The sequence below is a fragment of the Delftia sp. JD2 genome (assembly GCF_001682645.1).
Classification (GTDB): Bacteria; Pseudomonadota; Gammaproteobacteria; order Burkholderiales; family Burkholderiaceae_C; genus Comamonas; species Comamonas acidovorans.
This window is the reverse complement of record NZ_LFJT01000003.1, coordinates 186,549-205,902: the sequence shown is the minus strand read 5'-3', so window position 1 is coordinate 205,902 and position 19,354 is coordinate 186,549. Positions and strand designations below refer to the sequence as shown.

The window sequence follows — 19,354 nt, the reverse complement described above, 5'->3', positions numbered from 1 at the left end:
CTGGCCCCTTGGAGTGAAAATGATTCGGAAACACCAGCTGAGCCAAATTGCGGTGGCGATCTCCCTTGTCTGCGGAGGAGTGCCTGCGCACGCAGCGCTTGTCGCGGGCGTCTGCGAAGTCAACGGAATTGCAGTGTGTGGCGGAGCAAGCGCACCTGCGATCCCTGCAGCGGGTGTTCTTACGATCCGTGGGTATGCGTTCGATATGGCAACGAACGACAGACCAAACGAGCCTGCAGGTGGTTTTGTCATCGTTCGCAACGAAGACACACTGGTCTCGTACAAGCTTCCCGTCCAGCGGATCGAGGCGCGCCCGGATCTTATAGTGGACAAGATTGATGGGGAGATAACGCCCGAGCAGTACGCGCTGGTGAACTCAGGGTTCATCGCTCAGGTGTTCTCCGCATCCCTTCCGCCAGGACACTACACCATCCAGGATGTTCGCCTGTCGATGCGCGTGGCCGGGATGACCGTGATCCCCATTGCGGATGCAGACCAGAGGGGCAGCTTCAAACTCCCCGATGCCAACAGCCCGTTCACGCTCGTGAAGGCCGACGGTACCAACGTTCCGCTGAAGATGACGAGAACCGCGCCGAACACTGTGAATGCAACGGGCTACCCCGCGCTGCGCGATGACAGCTTCGAAATCCGGGCCTCCTTGCCTGGCGTCGGTGGGGAAGTGGTGAAGTCGGTCCCCTTTGACTACAAGCGGCCGATTCTGAGCGTCCCCGTCTCACTACCGATTGTCGAGGGCTTCCCTGGCACGACGGCCAAAATTTCGCCCACCAACCCACTGAACAACCGTTCGCTGGACGTAGCGGAGATCCCCGTGGTCATCGAGTCTGCGACGGTAGAGTCGATGGAGATCAATGGCACGAAAGTGGAGCAGGGTACTGCCATGAAGCTGCCACGCCAAGCTAACCTGGCGGGCTTGTACCCCACAGTCGTGAAGGATGCAGGGACGGTGGAGTCGATGCAGCCCGTCAAGCTCTGGGTTGATTTGCCAGATGGTCCCAACATCATCATGGCAACTGAGCGATGGGACCCTTCTTCCAAGATCATGGTGAAGTCGTCGAAAGATAGTGCAGCCATAAAGGTTGAGGACATCGACATCAGCGCCAAGCTGGAAGGAGGTACCAAGGAAACCTGCTCCTCTTTGAGTATGGTGCGTACTGGCTACATGCTGTCGCAAACTGCAGGCGTGAACTGCGCGATCCAGTTCGGAGATCTGCCCGAGGGCTTGAAGTACAACCCCTACGCATCGAACGCGCTTCGCGGATCCCTCCCCGTGGTTGGTGCCAACGTCATCGACTACACACCTGGCGTTGTGTATACCGATCCGAGCACACGCCAGACGGCGTTCTACCCGTCGCGCAAAGGCCGAAGCGCAGTGGCAGTCGAAGGTCTTGTTCCGGCCCCTATCGCGCTGGCGTTCAAGAACGACAAGCTGCTGGACACCTTCTATGCAAAGAATGCGGATCAGTACCCTGGCAAGAACTTTGCCACAGTGGACCGTACGCAGGCGCGTGCGCTGGGCGTGATGAACGTCAAAGGTGGCTATCGCGAGATCATGACGCGCATCGTCTACCCCGGTGATGTGGTGAAGGAAGTGTTTTCTTCCGTGGCCGAATCGAATGTCGCACTTATCATGCAAGCGACCGAACCGTGGGAGTCGTACCCGGTGAAGGTCGAGTCTTGGTACCAGCGTGCGCCAGAATTCAAGACCGAACAATCCTTGGACTTTATCGGGGTGCCTGCGACGCCTCTCGTGGATCTCGAAAAAGCATTCGCCTCACACGATCAAGCAGAGACTGTGATCCATGGCCAGGTGGGAATTCCGAAGGGTACACAAATCGTTTTTGACCCCGCCTCGATGGGGAAGTGGCAGGTAGTTATCCGCGAGGACAAGACAAACAACCAACTGTCCGCACCTGTCGCCGTTGGAGAGGATGGCACCTTCACCGTCAACATGGGCCGTCTTACAGCTGGCACGCGGTACATCGTGGCCGAAGCAAAGATGATCAGCACGGACGGTTTGGTCACCAACAGCTCGGTGCTTTCCAAATCGCGCGCCCTCATCACGGCTGCCGGCGAGCGCATTGAAGCCTCCCTGTCTTCCCGCGCTACCAGCGGCAAGGCCCCCTTTGTGCAGACCATCAACGCTAACGTCAAGAACTCCAAGATGTTGGCCAACGTGAGGGCAGTCTCCTGGGAATTCCTCCAGGCCGATGGAACGTGGGCGCGTGTAATGCGGTCTGAAACAGTTGAGCAGACAGGCATCAACTTTACTGCGCAGGTAGCGGAAGCAGGGAGTGTCACGTACCGCGCAGTGCTGATGAACAAATACTCCGGTGCAGAGTTCACCACTGATCCCCTGACTCTGACGGCTTTCGACGTGCCCTCGTTCCGAGTGACTGCGCCAGGGGTAGTCCAGGTGGGCAGACCTGTCACGTTGGAAGTCCAGGCCGACGACGGATTCGACGCTGCCTACACGTGGCGCATCATTACGACTGGCGGCTATGAGGGCGTGAGCGGCGAGAACACCGCAGCCTTTACGTTCACGCCAACCGAAATCAAAAACTATGCGATCGAGGTCAAGGGGCGCTCTGCGAGCGCTCCCGACAACCCAGCTGCCGATGTCACGAAAACGCTCGGGGTCAAGGCGGTAAATCCTTTGGCGGCGCGCGCATCGATCAGCGGCCCAACCTACCTTGAGGCCGGTAAGAGCTATGCTTTCAAAGCGCAGATCAACGACGTGGTGCCCACCACTGCGCAGAAGGCGTACAAGGTGCTCGGCTATTGGAGCCTGCCGGATGGCACGCGTGTGGATGGCACAGAGTTGCAGTTCGTTCCGCGCCCGGAAGACAAGTTGCTCAGCTACTACACCTACGTTGAGGGCTACCCCGAAGAGACAACGGTCGCTACTCTGCCGTTCAAGACCTGGGCATACAACTGGCCGCAAGACTGGAACGTTCGCTTGTCCGCACTGCAAACCGATGTTCCGGCGGTCATCAAGTATCAAGTGGAGACGCCTGGGTTCGACCTCAAGACGCTCAACGGCGAGCCATTGACATACACCTGGTCACTGCCAAGCGGTATCACCCGGTCTAGCGGCAACGACGTGGCAGGGAACTTCACTGTTGCGGCGCAAGGCACCTACCAGCTGGCGCTGCAGGTCTCGGATACGCGCGGGAATGTTGTCAATGTCTATTCCGACGAGTTCACGATCCTGCCTCCTGCGACTGTCCAGACCCAGGCTTCCATGGTGTCGAAATACGGTGAGTCGTACTACGCGCCTGGCACTTACTACATCAGTTTGAAAATCTCCCAGCTGCCAAGAGGAGATTCGTTCCTTCGGAATGACGTGCTGATCAACGGCGCCAAGGTCGGGGAATTCACAGGGAGCGGTAACTATGTTTCCTTCACTGACCCTGGCAACTATGAGGTGCTGTTGCGGACTATCACCAAGGCGGGCAATTATGGCGAGCAAGCGCTGCAGGTCAACGTGCAAGAAGCACCACGGCCGCAATGCGAGCTGAAGCAAACTACCAGTATTAGCGGGTTGCTGCTGACCCCGGTTTGCACGGTCTCTGCGGGTTACATCAAGTCCCTCACTTGGACCTATGACCTGGACGGCGTCGCCCAAAAGGCAACGTCAAAAACGTTCTTGGTGACAAAAGCTTGGCTCGCATCCAACCGTGTCTCCAACCTCCGCCTGACGATCGAATCGGACCTCGGAGCTAAATCCGAAGAGCCCGTGCTGATCCAGTGAAGGGGGGCCCCCCCGTGACTTCAGCGGGGGAATGGAAATTTTGGCGAATTGCTTCGAAAATGGAAGCTTTTCGCCCTAATTTTTTCTATGTGACCCGATAGTATCCATGTACCGTTTGTTCGTATGTGCATGGAGAAATAATAGTGAAATCGGTAACGCCGCTGGCCGTAGTTGCATGTTGCCTCTGCACTGCATGCGTGCCGCGTTTCATTGATGTTCCTCCTGAACCAACAAAGATAGTTTGGGTTGAGCGCGAGGCCGAAGTCCAGCACTCGGTAATAGGAAATTCTGCAAGCCGCGAGATTGTCAGAATTGAATCTGCAACCAATCAATTTCTCAGCTCGGATGAGCGCGTAGTTTGGGTCGCTGGGGTTGATCCTCAGAAGAGTCGATTTCAACGCATCCACCAACGCGGAAGCGACTTGGCGTCGCTACTTCAGCCTGACGCTGGGCAGCGGGGGGATGCCCTTGTTGAGATCTTCAAGTTCCCTATTGTCGGCGGCGAATTGAGCGTTGAAGCCCAACTCGCAATTGAACGATTTCAGTCCAACTCCAAAGCGCGCTACTACGTTGAATTCCTGAACAAGTCGCCAATGTCTGAAGAGTCAGTTGATTCGATGTTGAGCATCTGGAAGGCGCTTTCTATTCGTCTTAAATCCCGGGGGCTGGGTATGACCAATGTCATGCTCGGTGGCAACAAATATGATCAAGGAATTGACGCCATTGTGATGGTGCGAGTGGGTAAATAATGACTCCAGTTCCTATTCCAAACTACGTTGACGATCAACCCCAGTTCTTTTTCTGGGAAGTCGACGAATTCTTTCCATCACTGGTGATATTTATTGTCCTGTACCTGTGGGATCAATTGCTGATGGGTATGGGGGCGTCGCTTGTCTTTGTGAAGCTATTCGGTCGCTTCAAAAACAATCACATGCCCGGAGTCCTCTTTCACATGGTCTGGTGGGTTGGCCTGATGACTATGAACAAGAAATTTGAAAATGGCGCTGTACGCGAGGCTGTGAAATGAAATTCAAAGATGCTTTGCGAAATATGGGCCAACTCCAGGCCATGACAAAGGGGATAATTATCTCCAACTCAATTCTTGCCCTTGGAATGGTATATGCGGTGGTCCACTTTAACAACCAGCGCGACCGCATTGTTCTGGTCCCACCGAATATGGATGCTAAGGCGGTGATCGCATGGAATTACGCGGACCGGGAATACCTAAAGAGCTTTGGCCTGTTCATAGCCAACTTGGTTGGCAATATTCAGCCGAAGTCGTCTACCGTGGTGCTGGACGCTGTGTCGGCATTCATGGATCCGTCCATCTACACGGACTTCCGCCGCCAACTCCTTGCTGTGATTGAGGACCCGGTGTTCAGGGCTTCTGGGTCCGTGATCAGCTTCCTGCCTGCCTCTATCCAGTACGAAGCCGAGACCAGTCGCGTCTTTGTTACCGGCACCCTCGTTACCTCCACAAGCGGCGCGCAGAAGTATCAAAAGCAAGTGGTTTACGAGGTGGGTACCTCGATTCGAAACGGTCGCCCATCTGTGACCCACTTCCTTTCGTACGAGGGATCGATTCCCCGGACCGTCACCTGGCATGTCACCCATGCGCAGAAGGAAGGGAAACCCATTCCTGAATACGCGCTCCCCCTTAAGGATCGCAAATCCCGAGGGAAATCCGATGTCGTTGAGCCAACAGCGGATCTGTCCGTGATGCGCGAAACGGCGCCGCCGAACCCAGCTGCCGCGTCCGATGCCAACGCCACTGGCGAGCGCCACACCGAGCCCTCCATCGCGCCTGCAGGCGCCGCAGAAATAGTTGATATGAAGGAGCCCACGTGATGTTCCCCCGCGCGTCATCCTTTGCACTGGCAGCTTCCCTTGCCTGTGGCGTTGCTTATGCACAGGATTCGAAATCGGAGGCCGAGAAGGCAAAGGCAGAGCTGCAGAAGACTGAGGCGGCTATCAAGGCCGAGCTCGCGAAGCCCATCAGCACGCCGCTGAGTTCGGAACCAGCTCCTGACAAGGCAGCGACAACCGGCAGCCGCTTCGTTACACGACCGGGGACGGGTGGCGTGAAATCTGTTCGCTCCGCTCCGTCTGTGACGTTGCCCGATGGACCGCTGGGCAAGGCTCCTGCCGATATCTCTCGGGTCATCGGCGATGCGCAGCGCGCGGCTGGCGTGCCGCTGGACGCTTACCAAAAGGAAATCAACCTCCCCGGCCTGAAGAAGGACGACCCGGCCACGCGCCCGACCGTTTTGCACACGCGGAACGGGGTAAACGAAATCGTACGTCTCTCCAGCCGCCTTCCCAACCGGATAGCGACACCGTTCAAAGACCCAAGGGTAGTGGGCGATGTGCCCGAGGACGACAGCCAGCAAATCGTCGGGAGCGACGTCTATCTGCGCCCGCAAGGCGAGCAGCCCATGGGCGTATTCATCGTAGATGGCGCAAACACCAGCCAGGTCATTTCGCTGACGATCATTCCTACCCCTGAGATTCCTGGGCAAAACCTCATCGTCAAGCTGGAGGACCTGCGCACGGTGAAGCCGTTGGCCGGAGGAGGCTCGGCCGAGGAGCAGGAGATCAATCAACCCCGCTCCACAGACTACGTGGGCAATGTGCGTCAGATCATGGCGCAGGCCGTTCGCGGAAAGATCCGTGGGTTTGCTGCAGTGCCGATCGAAGGTGGTGTGGCCAAGTTGGGTGCGATCGAAGTCACCCCCGAGTACGCCTTCACTGGCTCAACGGTGGACGTGTACCGCTACTCAATCAAGAACGCAAGCGAAGAAGTTGTGGATCTTGCAGAGACTGCCTTCTATCGAAAAGGCGTGAAGGCTGTCAGCTTCTTTCCCAGTATTTCGCTTCAGCCAGGCGAAGCGGGCTACGTCTTTCTGCTTGCAGATAAGCCAAAGTCCGCCCAGGCACAAAGCGAGGTGTTCGAATGAGCCTCGCCGCGCAATTCAACAATCTCCAGCCCAAGACCCGTCGCGTCGTAATGGTGGCGGGGGCGATCAGCATCATCTTGTTCGTTTCCTGGTTCCTTGGAAGCGCAGCTGAGCGCAAATCGGCGAGCACGCCTCGCGCGGCGAAGCCAGAGGTTACCGTCGTGGCTCCGGCACGGACAACGGGTGTCGAGCAGTTCGGCGCAAAGATGGCCGTGATGGAGAAGCAACAGGGCGACCTGGCCCAGCGTATTGCAAAGCTGACCGAGGCCATGGAGCGGCGTACCTCCGAAAAGCCCGAGGGTGCTCCACAAAGCGAGCCCGCCCGCAAGGCAGAGGACGATCTTCCCGAACTAGGTCCCCAGACTTCTGTTTTCGACGCCCCGGCGTCGAAGGCGCCGGCCCTACCTCCGGCACCGCCGATTTCCCAGCCCAGCGTGCCGGGAGTTACAGGCAACGGAGTTACCCCCCATGCGCCGCAGGTACCAGAGCGTGCGCAACAACATGTCGCGTCGAAGCCGCGCGGTATTCGCATCCTGGGGCCCGAAGGCGTTCTCAAGAAAGAAGACGCCGCCGAGAAGCTGAATAAGCCCGAGGACACCCGTAAGAAGGCGCCGGCGAACGACACAGCATTCATCCCCGCTGGCGCGATGTTCACGGGCGTGCTCTTAACCGGCATGGACGCGCCAACCTCAGCGGTCGCTCAGAAAAATCCGATTCCGGCTGTACTGCGTATCAAGCGTGAGGCAGTGCTTCCCAACTATGCGTCGATCGATGTGCGGGAGTGTTTTGCGGTCATTGGCGGCTGGGGTCAGCTCGCTACGCATCGCGCAATGATGCGCTCCGAAGCGCTTTCTTGCGTCCGCCATGACGGCAACGTCATCGAGACGAAGTTGGAGGCTTACATCGTTGGAACTGACGGCAAGGCTGGCATCCCCGGCACTCTGGTCTCCAAGCAAGGGCAGATGATCGCGCAAACGCTGCTTGCAGGCACCCTGGGCGGGATTGGGCAAGCCCTCAACCGCTCCCGCGTCCCATCTTTGAATATCGACCCTATGCAGGATCGTTCGCTCTACCAGAGCGAATCCGTTTCCTCAATCGCCCAATCCGGTGTCGCCGGTGGCATCGGGTCCGCCACCAACATGATCGCCAAATTCTATTTGGACATGGCTAAGGAAACCTTCCCGGTTGTGGAGGTCCCCGCAGGCGAGGCTGTGACCATCGTCGTAACGCGAGGCTCGATGCTGCCACTCAAGGGGTCCACGAATCTGCAGCGCTACGTTGACCCTAGCGAGAAGCCGCGCAGCGGCGCCACTCTGGCCAACCGGGGCGGAAGCCCAAATCAGCATTCCGGAGCTGCCGGCGCTGTCAGCGCTCAGCCCAGGAGTCCTGTCGAACGCATGGGACACGTGATGGACGCTGCGCGCGACGCCACTTCATCAGCAATGGGTAACGCCGACGGCGCTACGCCCAATTTCTCCAACGGTCTCTCCTGGTAACGCATGAGCATGTTCAACCACGTCATCAAGGCGCTCGCCACTGCTTCCTGCCTCGCAATGGTGGGATGTGCGAGCACATTCAACACGGGTGAAACATCCGACTTCGCTTGCGACCGCAACCGCAACTGCCCGACGCCTCTTGAGGTGTATGAGGACACGCACGCCTCAGCACCTTCCGTGCAGCGAGGGCGCACGCCATCAACCTGGAAGGGTGGAAAAGAGAAGGGCGGAAAGGCTGGCGGACATGAACTGCGCTCCGACCTGCTGGCGCTGTCCAGCGAGTCCGCGCTCGTTGTTGCCGGCGAGCCTGCCGCGCGCCCTCTGCGTGAAGCACCGCAGGTCATGCGCATTTGGATTTCCCCTTGGGTCGATGCCCAGGACAACTTGAATTGGTCGGGCTACGTCTTTACCGAGATCACGCCGAAGCGCTGGAGCTTTGGCGAACAAGAAGTTCGCCACCAGGGGATGGCGCCTAGTTTTGTCCCCCGCTGATTCACTCTTTTCATCCACCAAGCCAAGGAGCTTTTTCCATGACGTTCTTCACCCACTTTCAATCTCGCCTTCTCCAGTCGGCACAGGCAAAACAGGCCCAGGACCACGTGGCCCCCGTGCTGCTGGCGCTGGCAATGGTCGTTGCGCTGGCGCCAATGCAAGCGTCCGCAGGTGCAGGCGGTACCGAGTTCACCCAGGTCTATGACCAACTGACCGGATGGTCCAACGGCACGCTGGGCAAGGTGCTGGGTATCGCCGCGCTGCTCGTTGGCCTGGGTGTCGGCGTGATCAAGCAAAGCGTGATCGCCGCCGTCGTCGGCATCGCCATGGCGCTGACGGCAGGTTTTGGCCCTGGCGTGATCGACGGTGTGATCAGCACGGGCATGGCCATCACCACCCCGATCTGAGCCGTCAAAAAAACAAAAAGGGGGGTTGAATGTCGGCAGTTCATCAAGCTCTGAGTCAAGCGAGTAAGCGTTTCACGCCTGACGAGTACATTCCTACGCTAGCGTACATGGAAGAGAACGGGATCTTCCTATGCGACGATGGCCACCTGGGGGTGTGCTACTGGGGCAGTCCGATCCGGGGCGCCGACGACTCGACAGTGGACATGCTCAAGGGGGCATTGTCCCTGTCGCTCCCCGCTGGCAGCTTTGTCCAGGTGTCGCTGCTCGGAATGCCCGACATTGACTTGCCGCTGGCCCTGTACCGGGCGCGTCGTGAAAACGGCATGGGCCGGATCCAGAGTCCGCTTGCACGTGAAGCCTTGACGGCGTATTCCGAGCGCAGAGCCGACTACCTCAGCGCCTCGCGCATGGAATCGAATTTGCCCCAGATCGGGGTGAAATTGCTGGACCGGCTTGTGGTCGTTTCTATCAAGATCCCGTTCAAGGGTGACAAGCCCGAAGAAGAGGATGTTGACCTCATCGCCGAGTCTGGCGCGAAGCTGTCTGAGTCACTCCAGACCGTCGGCTTGATGACGAAGAGAATGACGGAGGACGAGTATCTGCGCGTTGCATATCGCCTCACGCACCCTTACGATCCGCCAAAAACTGATTCGGCGCGGTCCGACGAGTTTCTCAAGTCCCAGGTATTCGATGTGGGCGAGAGCTTCGATGTGGAAAAGGACGCACTGGTGCTCTCCGACAACACCTTTGCGCACATGCTTGGTGTGAGCCGCTGGCCCGAGAGGAACCCACTGAGCACCATGGCTTTCATCATCGGTGACCCGCTTGGTGCGAACAACCAGCTCAAGCTGCCGTACCACATCAATTTGACCCTGCACTACCCAGACCAGTACAACAAAAGCACGGCGCTAAAGCAAAAGGCTGGCTGGATCAACTACCAAGCGTTCGGCCCGCTGCTTCGCTTCGTCCCCAAGCTCGCTTTCAAGAAGAAGGGCATGGACGTGATGATCAATGCCATCGAGCGCGGAGCGACCACAGTCGAGGCATGCCTTAGTGTGACGGTCTTCAGCAAGAAGCGCGAGGATGGCTCACGCCAGCTCGCAGCGCTGCGCAGCTACCTGCAATCGTTCGACTTCTCGACTGGCGAGGAGAAGCGCGTCCTGTCGCCCAGCTTCTGGAATGCATTTCCGCTGTTCCCCACGGCGGAGACGATCAAAAACACATTTCGCTTCAAGTCCCTGGCAGTCGAACAGGCGGTGACTTTCCTGCCGATCCTCGGTGAATGGAAGGGGACGTCTCGGCCTCAGCCCGGCAAGGGCTACGGGTTCCTATTGCAGAGTCGCCGGGGCCAGTTGATGAGCTTCGACCTCTATGACTCGCCGACGAACATGAATGGCGTGGTGTTCGCGGAGTCCGGCGCGGGCAAGAGCTTCTTTACGCAGATGCTGGTCACCGAATATTTGTCGATGGGCGCCAAAGTGTGGGTAATCGACGTGGGCCGTAGCTACCTCAAGCTGTGCAAGTGGCTCGATGGGTCGTTCATCGAATTCGGGGCGGACTCTGACCTATGCATGAATCCTTTCAGCAAGATCCAAGACTTGGATGACGAAGTGGGGCTCTTGCAGGCAATGATCGAGAAGATGGCCGCGCCGATCGACGGGCTGGACGATTTGCACCGCTCGCGGATCGAGGAGGCGATCAAGGCAGTGTGGGGAGCAAACGGCCGGGCCTCAACGATCACCGACGTGGCCATGTACATGATTAACCAGCCCGACAAGTATGTGCAGGACATAGGGCATATGCTCTTCAGCTTCACGAGGAATGGCAGTGAAGGCCATTGGTTTGACGGCACCGCCAACCTGGAGATGGACAAAGACCTTGTGGTCCTGGAGCTGGAAGAACTGAAGAGCAAGAAGACGTTGCAACAGGTCGTGCTCATGCAGATCATTTCGGCCATCCAGCACGAAATGTACCTGTCGCAAGACGGTCGCCCAAAGGTCCTCATCATCGATGAAGCCTGGGACTTGTTGGATGACCCGATGATTGCGCGCTTTATGGAGCACGCCTACCGTCGCTTCCGGAAGTACAAGGGATCTGCAGTCATCGTTACTCAGAGCATTGCGGATCTGTATGGCTCTCCCTCAGGGAAGGCCATAGCAGCAAACTCTGCGTTCAAGTTCATCCTGAGGCAGAACAACGAAACGATCGACCAGTCGCAGAAGGAAGGCTATCTGGCTATCGGCGAATTCGGCTACAGCCAGTTGCGTACGGTTCATTCGTTGGACGGGAAGTATTCCGAAATCATGGTCTACACGAACCAGGGCATGGACATCGCCCGCCTCGTTGTAGACCGGTTCACGCAGGTGCTTTTCTCTACTTCCGGAAACGAGCGCACTGAGGTGATCAAAGCAATTGAGGCAGGAACACACCCTGTCCAGGCCATCGACGACCACATCGCGCGCTACGGCTGATCCTGCTCCAGCGAGAACTCACCGCCGTTCGCAGCAATCCAGGACCCCATTCATGACTGATAACCAAAGCGCGCCTGCGCAAGCAGGCCAAGCCGCAGCATTGCCCCTTGAAACCATCGCCCCGGCGACCCCGGCGACCCCGGCGACCCAGGCGACCCCGGCGCATGCCGGCGGCGTCAGCACATTTCTGACCGAACTCGTGTTCATGATCATCATCGCTGCAATGGTCTCAGTCGCGGTGACGGTGTTCCTGCCTAGATGGCTAGGCACGGCGGGGGGGAAGGCTTCTCTACAGGACTCCATCGTCACCGTCAATTTTGAGGCGATTGTGCAAGATCAGATCTCTGCCTTAAGCGACCAGGTGCGCGTTGGCGCAATCGAGCCCAAGGACATGCCCAGGCTAAGCGAACAGTTCATGTCCGCCCTCTTGGCAAAAATCAAGTCCCAGACAGAAGAGGGAAAGATCGTGTTGCGCAGCGAACAAGTACTGGGCGCTCCCGATGACATCCCTGACCTGACTGACCGCTTCCGCACTGAGTTGCAGCGGGAAGGGCTCATGGAGCGCAAGCTTGAAAAGGGTGATGCGCCCACCGAAGCCCGCAAGGACGCGCAATGAAATCCTGGGTGAGGAAGTTCTTTCGGGTGTGGCTGGTTACCAATGCGGTAAGCATCGCCCTCATCACGCTGGGCCTCTGGCTGTCCGGCCTGCGCATCGGGATTGATGTCCAGCGCCTCATCGGCGAGCCCGCTTGCATGCCCTCGTTGGTCTACATCTGGAACCCAGGCCTGTCCGAGCCTGCAAAAGTGGGCCACTACATCCTCGCAAGGATGCCTGCTACCGGGCTGGGCGTTGGCGCGCGCCCAGGGGACCGCATCGTCAAGCGCGTGCGTGCTGTGGCCGGCGATACGGTCAAGGTAGAAGGCACTGAGCTGTACATCAACGGCAAGCGTCAAGACAACGACAGATTGTGGTTGGCCAAGAGCATCCCGGGCAAGGCGCCGGGGGACTTCGATCGCGAGGTGACGCTTGGGGATGGTGAGTTGTTTCTTATGGGAACAACGAAGGAAAGTTTCGATTCCAGATATTGGGGGCCTGTCAAACGTGACGCGATTCTTGGTTCTGCTATCCCTCTGTTCTAGCTCGTTCGCCTGGTGCGCGGACCAGGCGGAGAGCAGGGCACCTTGGCTCAACAATCTGCCTCCTGCGGCAGACGCCACGGCCATTGCACCGCAACAGCCCGCAATGCGGTCGTTGCGCGACTTCCTTATGCAGCCTGCGCAAAAAGCTGAATGGATGGACGAAGCCAAGCAACGGGTGCAGAGCAAGGCTCCTCAGTCGGAGGCAAGCCGCAATGCGCCGGAGCAGGACTTCGACTTGCAGGTGTTCATTTCCACGGGCATGCCCGAAGGCGTCCTGCGCCAGTTGTTCAAACAGGCGCTGGCCAAAGACCCCAAACGCATCCGCTTCGTTGTTCGTGGTTTCGAGCCGCAGAAAGTCGGCGCGCTGCTGAGCAAGCTGCGCCATCTACTCCCAGATCCGTACAACGATGACGTCATCGTGGAAGTCGATCCGAATGCGTTCCGAGCCTACGCGGTGGACGCCGTGCCGGTGTACTTGATCAAGGACAAGGCAAAAAACAAGTGGTTCGAGATTCGCGGAACCGCTAGTTTGGACCTCGCACAGGATTTTGCGCGCAGGGGTGGAAGCTACAACGCTGGCGACCTGTATCCGATAGCGGAGCCCGACATCCTGGCGGTGATCGAGGAGCGGGCACGCAAATACGACTGGGAGCCCGCGATGAAACGTGCCCAGGCACGAGCGGCCCAGAACCTGCGGCCAACATTCGATCTTCCCACCTCATCGCGCAATGCAACGGCCTACTTCACTCCGACTTTCACGGCGCCGCATGACATAACTTCTCCAGGGCAAAACGGCAGAGGGGAAGTCTTGATCGCTCGCGCTGGCCAGACCTTCGCTCTACTCGACTACACCCGTCTGCAAGTTCCCGTGTTGGTCTTCGACGCAACGGACGCCCGCCAGCTGAGCATGGTGCGGCAATGGATCCAGCGACCCGAGTACAAGGGCGCGGACGTGTTCGTGGTGGGCTCAAATGCTGTTGCGCGCGACGCGACTACACCTTTGTCATCGGACCTGCAGCACCTGCTCAAGCGTCCTGTGTTCCCAATGCCGCGACGCCTGGCAGAGCGCTTCGGCGTGGATGCAGTGCCTGCGATCGTGGAGCAAGAGGGACGCAATCTGCGAATTCGCTACTTCGACGCAGCATCTGGACTCGCAAAGTGATCATGAAATCAACCATTCTTCGCGCTTTGGCAATTCTTGGAATTCTCGTGGCTAGCCTTTTCGGATTGAACGAGGCCTATGCGCAAGAGGAGGGAGCGGGCTCCAGGGATACGTCCTCCGCTCGCGCTATTGACTGCAGCAACTACAGCCCTCTTGAGACGATGTTCAAGGACGTGTGTTGGAGCGGGATGTTTCCCTTCCGGCTCATGGGGGCAACGTTCATGGATGGTAAGTCGGGCGTGCCGACCGATGCGAACAAGGACATCCTGTGCAAATGCGGAGGGAGTCTCTCGGACGCCAAACTGCCCCGCATTGGCTTCACGCTTGGGTTCTGGGCTCCGGCAAAAATAATGGATGTGACCCGAAAGCCGTACTGCCTGCCGTCCCTCGGGGGGATGAAGTTGCCGCTGGCTGGCGCTGAGTTCCTTAACGGCGGGGCGAACATGGGACGAGGGGGGCTGAACTCGTTTTTTGCGAACTGGGCGCTCTACACGTTTCCGATCATCTACATGCTCCGACTCATCGATGACGGCGCCTGCCCACCCGATGGAATGACCGAATTCGACCTGCTGCAGGTTAGCCCTGCGTTCCCCAACTGGAATGACGTGCTCGGTCGCTACACCACGTTCATCAACCCCGAGATGCTGCTATTCACGGGAGTGACCTCTCTTTTTGCCCTCCCCGTAGATGCCGCCTCATCGTCCTTCGGTACACCCATTAACGCGTTCTTCTGGACAGCCGGCGCGTGGGGTCCCATGTACCCAATCACGGGGTTCGCGTCAGGGTCCGGTGACACAAAAGCCGATCCAGTGTCTCTCACAAGCCTGACCGCAGTGCGCGGAATTTCGCTGCTGCATCGCCTAGGCCTACTCAACGAGACCATCGGCAAAGCTAACGTCTGTGAGCGCAACCCGCGATTCGTAATACGCAAAGACGCCTACCGTTGGCAGTTTCTAGCTCCTTCCCCGGAGTCGAACGGGCGCCTGCCTGGCGCTCCTCCGCCGACCGCCACTACATCCCAGGTGCGAGAGGTAAATCCGCCTTCTCGATTCAGCACTTGCAACCATGCCACCGGCGCGTCTTCTGCGGCTTGGGGGATGTGGCGGGATGTTCCAGCGACTGGCGAAGACCATTCCTATCTGATTTTCCAGTGGACCGATTGCTGCTTCGGCATCACTCCGTAAGAGCCTCGAATGATGCACAGATCTGATCTTCCCGAGGTCTATAGGCCGCTGTCCCGGAACCCAGCTATCGTTTGGAGTGGGCGGTTCATGCTCACGTGGGCCTTGGTAGTGATGCCTACCACTTCCGTACTCACCTACGCTCAGGCGCTGCCCGCGCCTTCTACGGCAGCGCAGAATGAGTGGGCCGCGACGGCGCGCACCCAGGATGAGGGGACCGCGAACCAGCTGATCAACCAGCGTGCGTCGAAGCTCATGCGTAGCCAGTATCAAACTGGAGCGGCGCTAAGGTCTCCAAACTTGACCGAGGACACGTCGGCCCCGGTGCGGACACCGAAGATGGTCGCAGACCCGGGCGACGCAGAGCGCGCGGCAAAGCAAGCAGATCGTGTGACACAGCGGACGCGTGAAGACATGGTGCGCAGCGCCCAGTCGGCGAACTCGGTAGCGCAAGAAAACTACCAGCGCATGGATTTCCATCAAAACACGCTGGAAACAAAGAGGGCCGAACCGGGCGTCAACCAGACAACAAACCATCGCGCCAATTTGAACGAGATGATGCCGGGGTTCAGCGACCAAAAGGTGGCCGAGATGCATGAGATCGGCGCCCAGATGTACAACAACCCAGAAAAGATGGAGTCCATCGCCGAGCAAAACAGGCGAAACCTCCGAAGAGACGGTTGCCGTCGAACTCAGTTCGCGCTGAAGTCGCGACAGAACATCGATCTGGCTCCTACATCGCCTGAACATCGTATTCTCAAGGTCGAGTTCTTCGACATCGAGAAGGTGGCTATTCCGAACACTAGCCCAGTCGATCATCAGTTCATCACAAAGCCCACAACGTACAAGCGCGGCAAGGTGGACATGCTGAGGGCAACGCTTGGCGGCGTGGCCAACGTTATCTGGGACCAAGTCGATGAGACGTTCGCGATCCGCTACACGTACACACCCTTCGCCGAGCCCACGGGGCGCAACTACTTCACATACAACCACTGGTTCGGTGTCTCACGTGGAGGAGCCATCGAACGGGTGCTCGACCCTGGACTTGTGAGCTATGGAACGCCATCTGATGGCTGGAAACCAGTTGCTGGATATGCGGTTCCCTACGGCGTTTCAGCCGCGTATCTCGCCGCTGATCTGTACCAATCGGAGGTGACGTATTCAAAGCCCGTGGACGGCGTGCCATGCCCCCCCGACCCGCCCGAGCAATGCGAAGTGCCATCTGTTGGTGGTGACCCCGTACGTTGGTGCCCAGGGGCCTACGGTGCGAACATTGTTCTCATGTACAACGATGCCGCGAATCCAAGCCCGGATCGCTTCGGCAAAGAGTTCAATGACAAGCTTGCGGCCAATGCAAGCCGTAACGATTTCTCCGCGAACGCCGATCTACGCTCAGGCGTTATACGCGGCGTCAATGCTGGGAACAGTGATCTGGCCAAGCAGCTGATCGGCTCATGCCGACGTGATTCGGTTTCGCGTATTGATGTGATTCAGGGTGGCACCTACGGAGATCCCGATATTCAGATGTGCTCTGAGACCCTTGTGAACCCGTTTCCACAAGGTTGTCAGGGTGTCAAACGCAGTTTCGGCCTGGCATACGTCGGTGAGCACAACTTCATGTCGGTAACGGCATTCAACAAGGTCAAGGTGCCGATCATCGACCCAGTGACGAAGCTGCAGGTCAAGGACGCGGAGGGTTTCCCTCAATTTACCTACCGCAAAGATCCGATGAACGTGACAGGCTCCCTGCGAACCGACTTCACAATCATGGGGGCAGCTACGTGCCCAGCGGGGGAGAACTGCACCACCGAAAAGCTGCCTGACGATCCGCGCGGATCGAGCGAAGGCCAGTATGTAGAGTACCGCCATACCCCCATGGGAGGTGACCCGAAGCTCTTCGTGGTCAATGGCGTCTATGCACAGGCTGGAGGAACGGGAGACTTCACGGACTATGGCGTGTCTGGCTCAAGCTGGATGCCGACAGGCACGGTGTTCGCGGACGGCACACTGCACGAAGTCAGGCTAATGGCCAAGATCTACAGCATTGCGATTAACAGCTTCGCGGGCTGCGAGCGCTACATGCAGTACGCCGCAGACGGGTTCTGCAAGGGTGCAAAGCTGACCTGCACGGATACTGCTCCAACGCGGACGGTTGGCGACGTCACTTTCGGGCCCAACCTTCCGAACCGAGGGATCGTCGAGTTGCTCAAAAAATGGGGCACTGATGCATCAGCGGTCGTTCAACCAGACTACGACAACGGATCAGGCGCGGAGCCAACACCGAACGGGCCGCCACTCAAGCTGCTTGACGATCCGATGTGCTGGCAGGCTAACGCCGAATCGTTCACGAGCTGTGCCACGATGGAGGTAAGTAGCAGGCTGAAGACCTTCATGCGGGACGGTGCGGAATGGGCAACCGACTGCAATCTGGCGACGGACGACAACGATGTGCCGCTGGAAAGCTCCCCCTCATGCAAGCGGGCGACAACACGTGATGAGTGCGACAACCGATTCAAAGGAATTTTCACCGGGCAGTGCTACAACCCCTCGATTGCCTACGACTGCGGCGTTACCCGAGAGTTGAAAATCCCTGTCTCGGTGGAAGAGCAGGGCGATGCATGCTCGGGTGCAATGCGTTGCTTGGGGACAGAGTGTCATCGGCCGAACTTGACTGGCTCGCATCAAGGAGATTTCGCTCGCGCTGCTTCGGGCATGGAGGCCATCAATCAAATGGTCAATGAAATGGTGTGCGAAGAGACGGGCGAGCCACCAAAGAGCGTGGATCAGGCGTGCACGCCATATATCTTTGGTGGCAAGGCAATGTACTGCAAGATTCCGATTGGGCATCAGATCGGCCTCACACCAAATTGCTGCAAAGAAGCGAGAAAGGGGGCCAAATCAGCGCCCGGCTGGATGGAGTACCTGCAGGCGATGTCCGCATTGAACAAGTTGGGCCGGACGAAAGTGGTCCAGGATGTGATGGCGAGCAGCGACATCTACAACTCGATTGCTCGAACATTCGGTGATGTCTCGTCCGAAGTGACGAACCTGTACTCCTCGGCGGCGTCGTGGGTGACTGACAACCTGGTGGCACCGTTCCGCGCTTCTTTCGATACCCTCATAGGCTCGGAAGCCACTTCGGAGGTGGCGAGCATGGGGGTGGGGGAAGTGAGTAAAGGGTTGGGGATTGAAGGGCTAATGACACAGTTTCAACAGTTCCTCTACAAAGGTCTAAATGACGTCTTGATGAAAATCGGTGGTCAAGAACTTTCCGGCATGGTGTTTCAGGCCGCACCGGGCGGTGCGCTCAAACTAACTCCTGGAATGCAGAACTTGGTTGACGGATTAGGCACAGTGATGATGGTTTACTCAATCGCACGACTAATCGGCCACATAATCTTCGCTTGTAAGCAAGAGGAGTTCGAATGGGGAATGAGTGACAAGTGGCGTTTATGTACCGATGTCGGCTCCTGTTGTTCGAAGAAAGTCTTTCTGATTGGTTGCGTCGAGAAGCGGCAGCTATATTGCTGCTACAAATCGATTGTCTCGCGAGTGATTAGCGAACAGATAGTCTCCAAGAACCTTACGGGTCAGCGCCCCTATGGCTTTCGCTCTACAAAAGATGGGCGCCAACTGGGTGGCTGCAGCATAAATTGCGGAGGATTCACCGCGTTTGAGTTAGCGTCGATAGACTGGTCGAGGATTGACTTGACAGAATGGACAGATACATTGATTGAAGCGGGGCTTCTAAATCCCGCTGATCCGACGACAAACTTCGGTATCTCGCAGAACAAGATCAAGCCATCTATGGCGATTGCCGGAAATCCAGACACAGAAAATGCGTATGACCATAGAGTTCCAGCCGTCAAGTCTGCCGAGATCCTTGGAACGACTATGGACAGGGCTACAAGCTTCACCCATGCTCTTAAGGACGAAGTTGAGGAGCACTGCTACGACGCAAATAAGAAGAAAATGCCGTTCGTATATCCTGGGTGCAATACAAAGCCATAATTAGAATAAGCTGTTGATGGATTCTGCAGAAGGCTCCTAGAAACAACGGCCGGAGATCGGTTTGGCGGTTGCTTCCAACTCCCGGGGGGCGATGAAATGCCTACGGTACGCCATGCTCCAGATTTTCGATCGCCCCAATTTTTCTTGGAAAAGCTTCTGTTTCAGTAGCTTTTCGGGCCACTTTTCTTGGTCTCACTCCGTACGATAGGACGCGCAAGGGGGCACTCATTTGAGGAGCTCCTGTCGTCTTACGAAGGGGGATTGC

Annotated in this window: 14 protein-coding genes; all 14 read left to right on the top strand. The window is 57.7% G+C overall.

From position 1 onward, the window contains the following. The first annotated feature begins 19 nt into the window (after positions 1 to 19). The 14 genes from ACM14_RS32355 (at position 20) to traN (ending at position 19,089) form a co-directional block, all read left to right on the top strand. A complete protein-coding gene (locus tag ACM14_RS32355; protein ID WP_254661988.1) occupies positions 20 to 3,772 on the top strand; it encodes a hypothetical protein in 3,753 nt (1,250 codons plus the stop codon). A 143-nt stretch (positions 3,773 to 3,915) separates the two neighbouring features. Continuing rightward, on the top strand, positions 3,916 to 4,521 hold the full coding sequence (locus ACM14_RS31315) for a hypothetical protein (protein WP_139093359.1): 606 nt from the start codon (positions 3,916 to 3,918) through the stop codon (positions 4,519 to 4,521). Continuing rightward, on the top strand, positions 4,521 to 4,799 hold the full coding sequence (gene traL, locus ACM14_RS03050) for a type IV conjugative transfer system protein TraL (protein WP_065345281.1): 279 nt from the start codon (positions 4,521 to 4,523) through the stop codon (positions 4,797 to 4,799). The genes ACM14_RS31315 and traL overlap by 1 nt, the downstream gene beginning before the upstream one ends. Beyond that, on the top strand, positions 4,796 to 5,620 hold the full coding sequence (locus tag ACM14_RS03045; protein WP_065345280.1) for a TraE/TraK family type IV conjugative transfer system protein: 825 nt from the start codon (positions 4,796 to 4,798) through the stop codon (positions 5,618 to 5,620). The genes traL and ACM14_RS03045 overlap by 4 nt, the downstream gene beginning before the upstream one ends. Next, positions 5,620 to 6,729: a type-F conjugative transfer system secretin TraK gene (locus ACM14_RS03040; protein WP_065345279.1), complete on the top strand. Its 1,110-nt coding sequence runs from the start codon at positions 5,620 to 5,622 to the stop codon at positions 6,727 to 6,729. Before ACM14_RS03045 ends, ACM14_RS03040 begins: the two co-directional genes overlap by 1 nt. Then, positions 6,726 to 8,225 (top strand): TraB/VirB10 family protein, encoded by a 1,500-nt coding sequence (locus ACM14_RS03035; RefSeq protein ID WP_254661987.1) that lies wholly within the window; start codon positions 6,726 to 6,728, stop codon positions 8,223 to 8,225. Before ACM14_RS03040 ends, ACM14_RS03035 begins: the two co-directional genes overlap by 4 nt. Positions 8,226 to 8,228: 3 nt before the next feature. Further along, positions 8,229 to 8,717, top strand: a complete 489-nt coding sequence (locus tag ACM14_RS03030) for a TraV family lipoprotein (RefSeq protein WP_074921724.1) — start codon at positions 8,229 to 8,231, stop codon at positions 8,715 to 8,717. 38 nt (positions 8,718 to 8,755) lie between these two features. After that, positions 8,756 to 9,124: a TraA family conjugative transfer protein gene (gene traA, locus ACM14_RS03025; protein ID WP_167368404.1), complete on the top strand. Its 369-nt coding sequence runs from the start codon at positions 8,756 to 8,758 to the stop codon at positions 9,122 to 9,124. Between the two features lie 29 nt (positions 9,125 to 9,153). Beyond that, positions 9,154 to 11,595: a type IV secretion system protein TraC gene (gene traC / locus ACM14_RS03020; RefSeq protein ID WP_065345277.1), complete on the top strand. Its 2,442-nt coding sequence runs from the start codon at positions 9,154 to 9,156 to the stop codon at positions 11,593 to 11,595. Positions 11,596 to 11,647: 52 nt separating this feature from the next. After that, positions 11,648 to 12,211, top strand: a complete 564-nt coding sequence (locus ACM14_RS03015; RefSeq protein WP_139093358.1) for a TrbI F-type domain-containing protein — start codon at positions 11,648 to 11,650, stop codon at positions 12,209 to 12,211. Continuing rightward, positions 12,208 to 12,735 (top strand): signal peptidase I, encoded by a 528-nt coding sequence (lepB, locus tag ACM14_RS03010; RefSeq protein ID WP_254661985.1) that lies wholly within the window; start codon positions 12,208 to 12,210, stop codon positions 12,733 to 12,735. The genes ACM14_RS03015 and lepB overlap by 4 nt, the downstream gene beginning before the upstream one ends. Positions 12,736 to 12,889: 154 nt before the next feature. Then, positions 12,890 to 13,897 (top strand): TrbC family F-type conjugative pilus assembly protein, encoded by a 1,008-nt coding sequence (locus ACM14_RS03005; protein ID WP_254661984.1) that lies wholly within the window; start codon positions 12,890 to 12,892, stop codon positions 13,895 to 13,897. Positions 13,898 to 13,899: 2 nt separating this feature from the next. Further along, entirely contained in the window at positions 13,900 to 15,081 is a 1,182-nt protein-coding gene (locus ACM14_RS03000) for a TraU family protein (RefSeq protein WP_139093356.1), read from the top strand. Positions 15,082 to 15,168: 87 nt separating this feature from the next. Beyond that, the gene (gene traN, locus ACM14_RS02995; RefSeq protein ID WP_065345299.1) at positions 15,169 to 19,089 is read left to right on the top strand and encodes a conjugal transfer protein TraN; all 3,921 of its coding nucleotides are present in this window, start codon (positions 15,169 to 15,171) and stop codon (positions 19,087 to 19,089) included. Positions 19,090 to 19,354 lie beyond the last annotated feature (265 nt).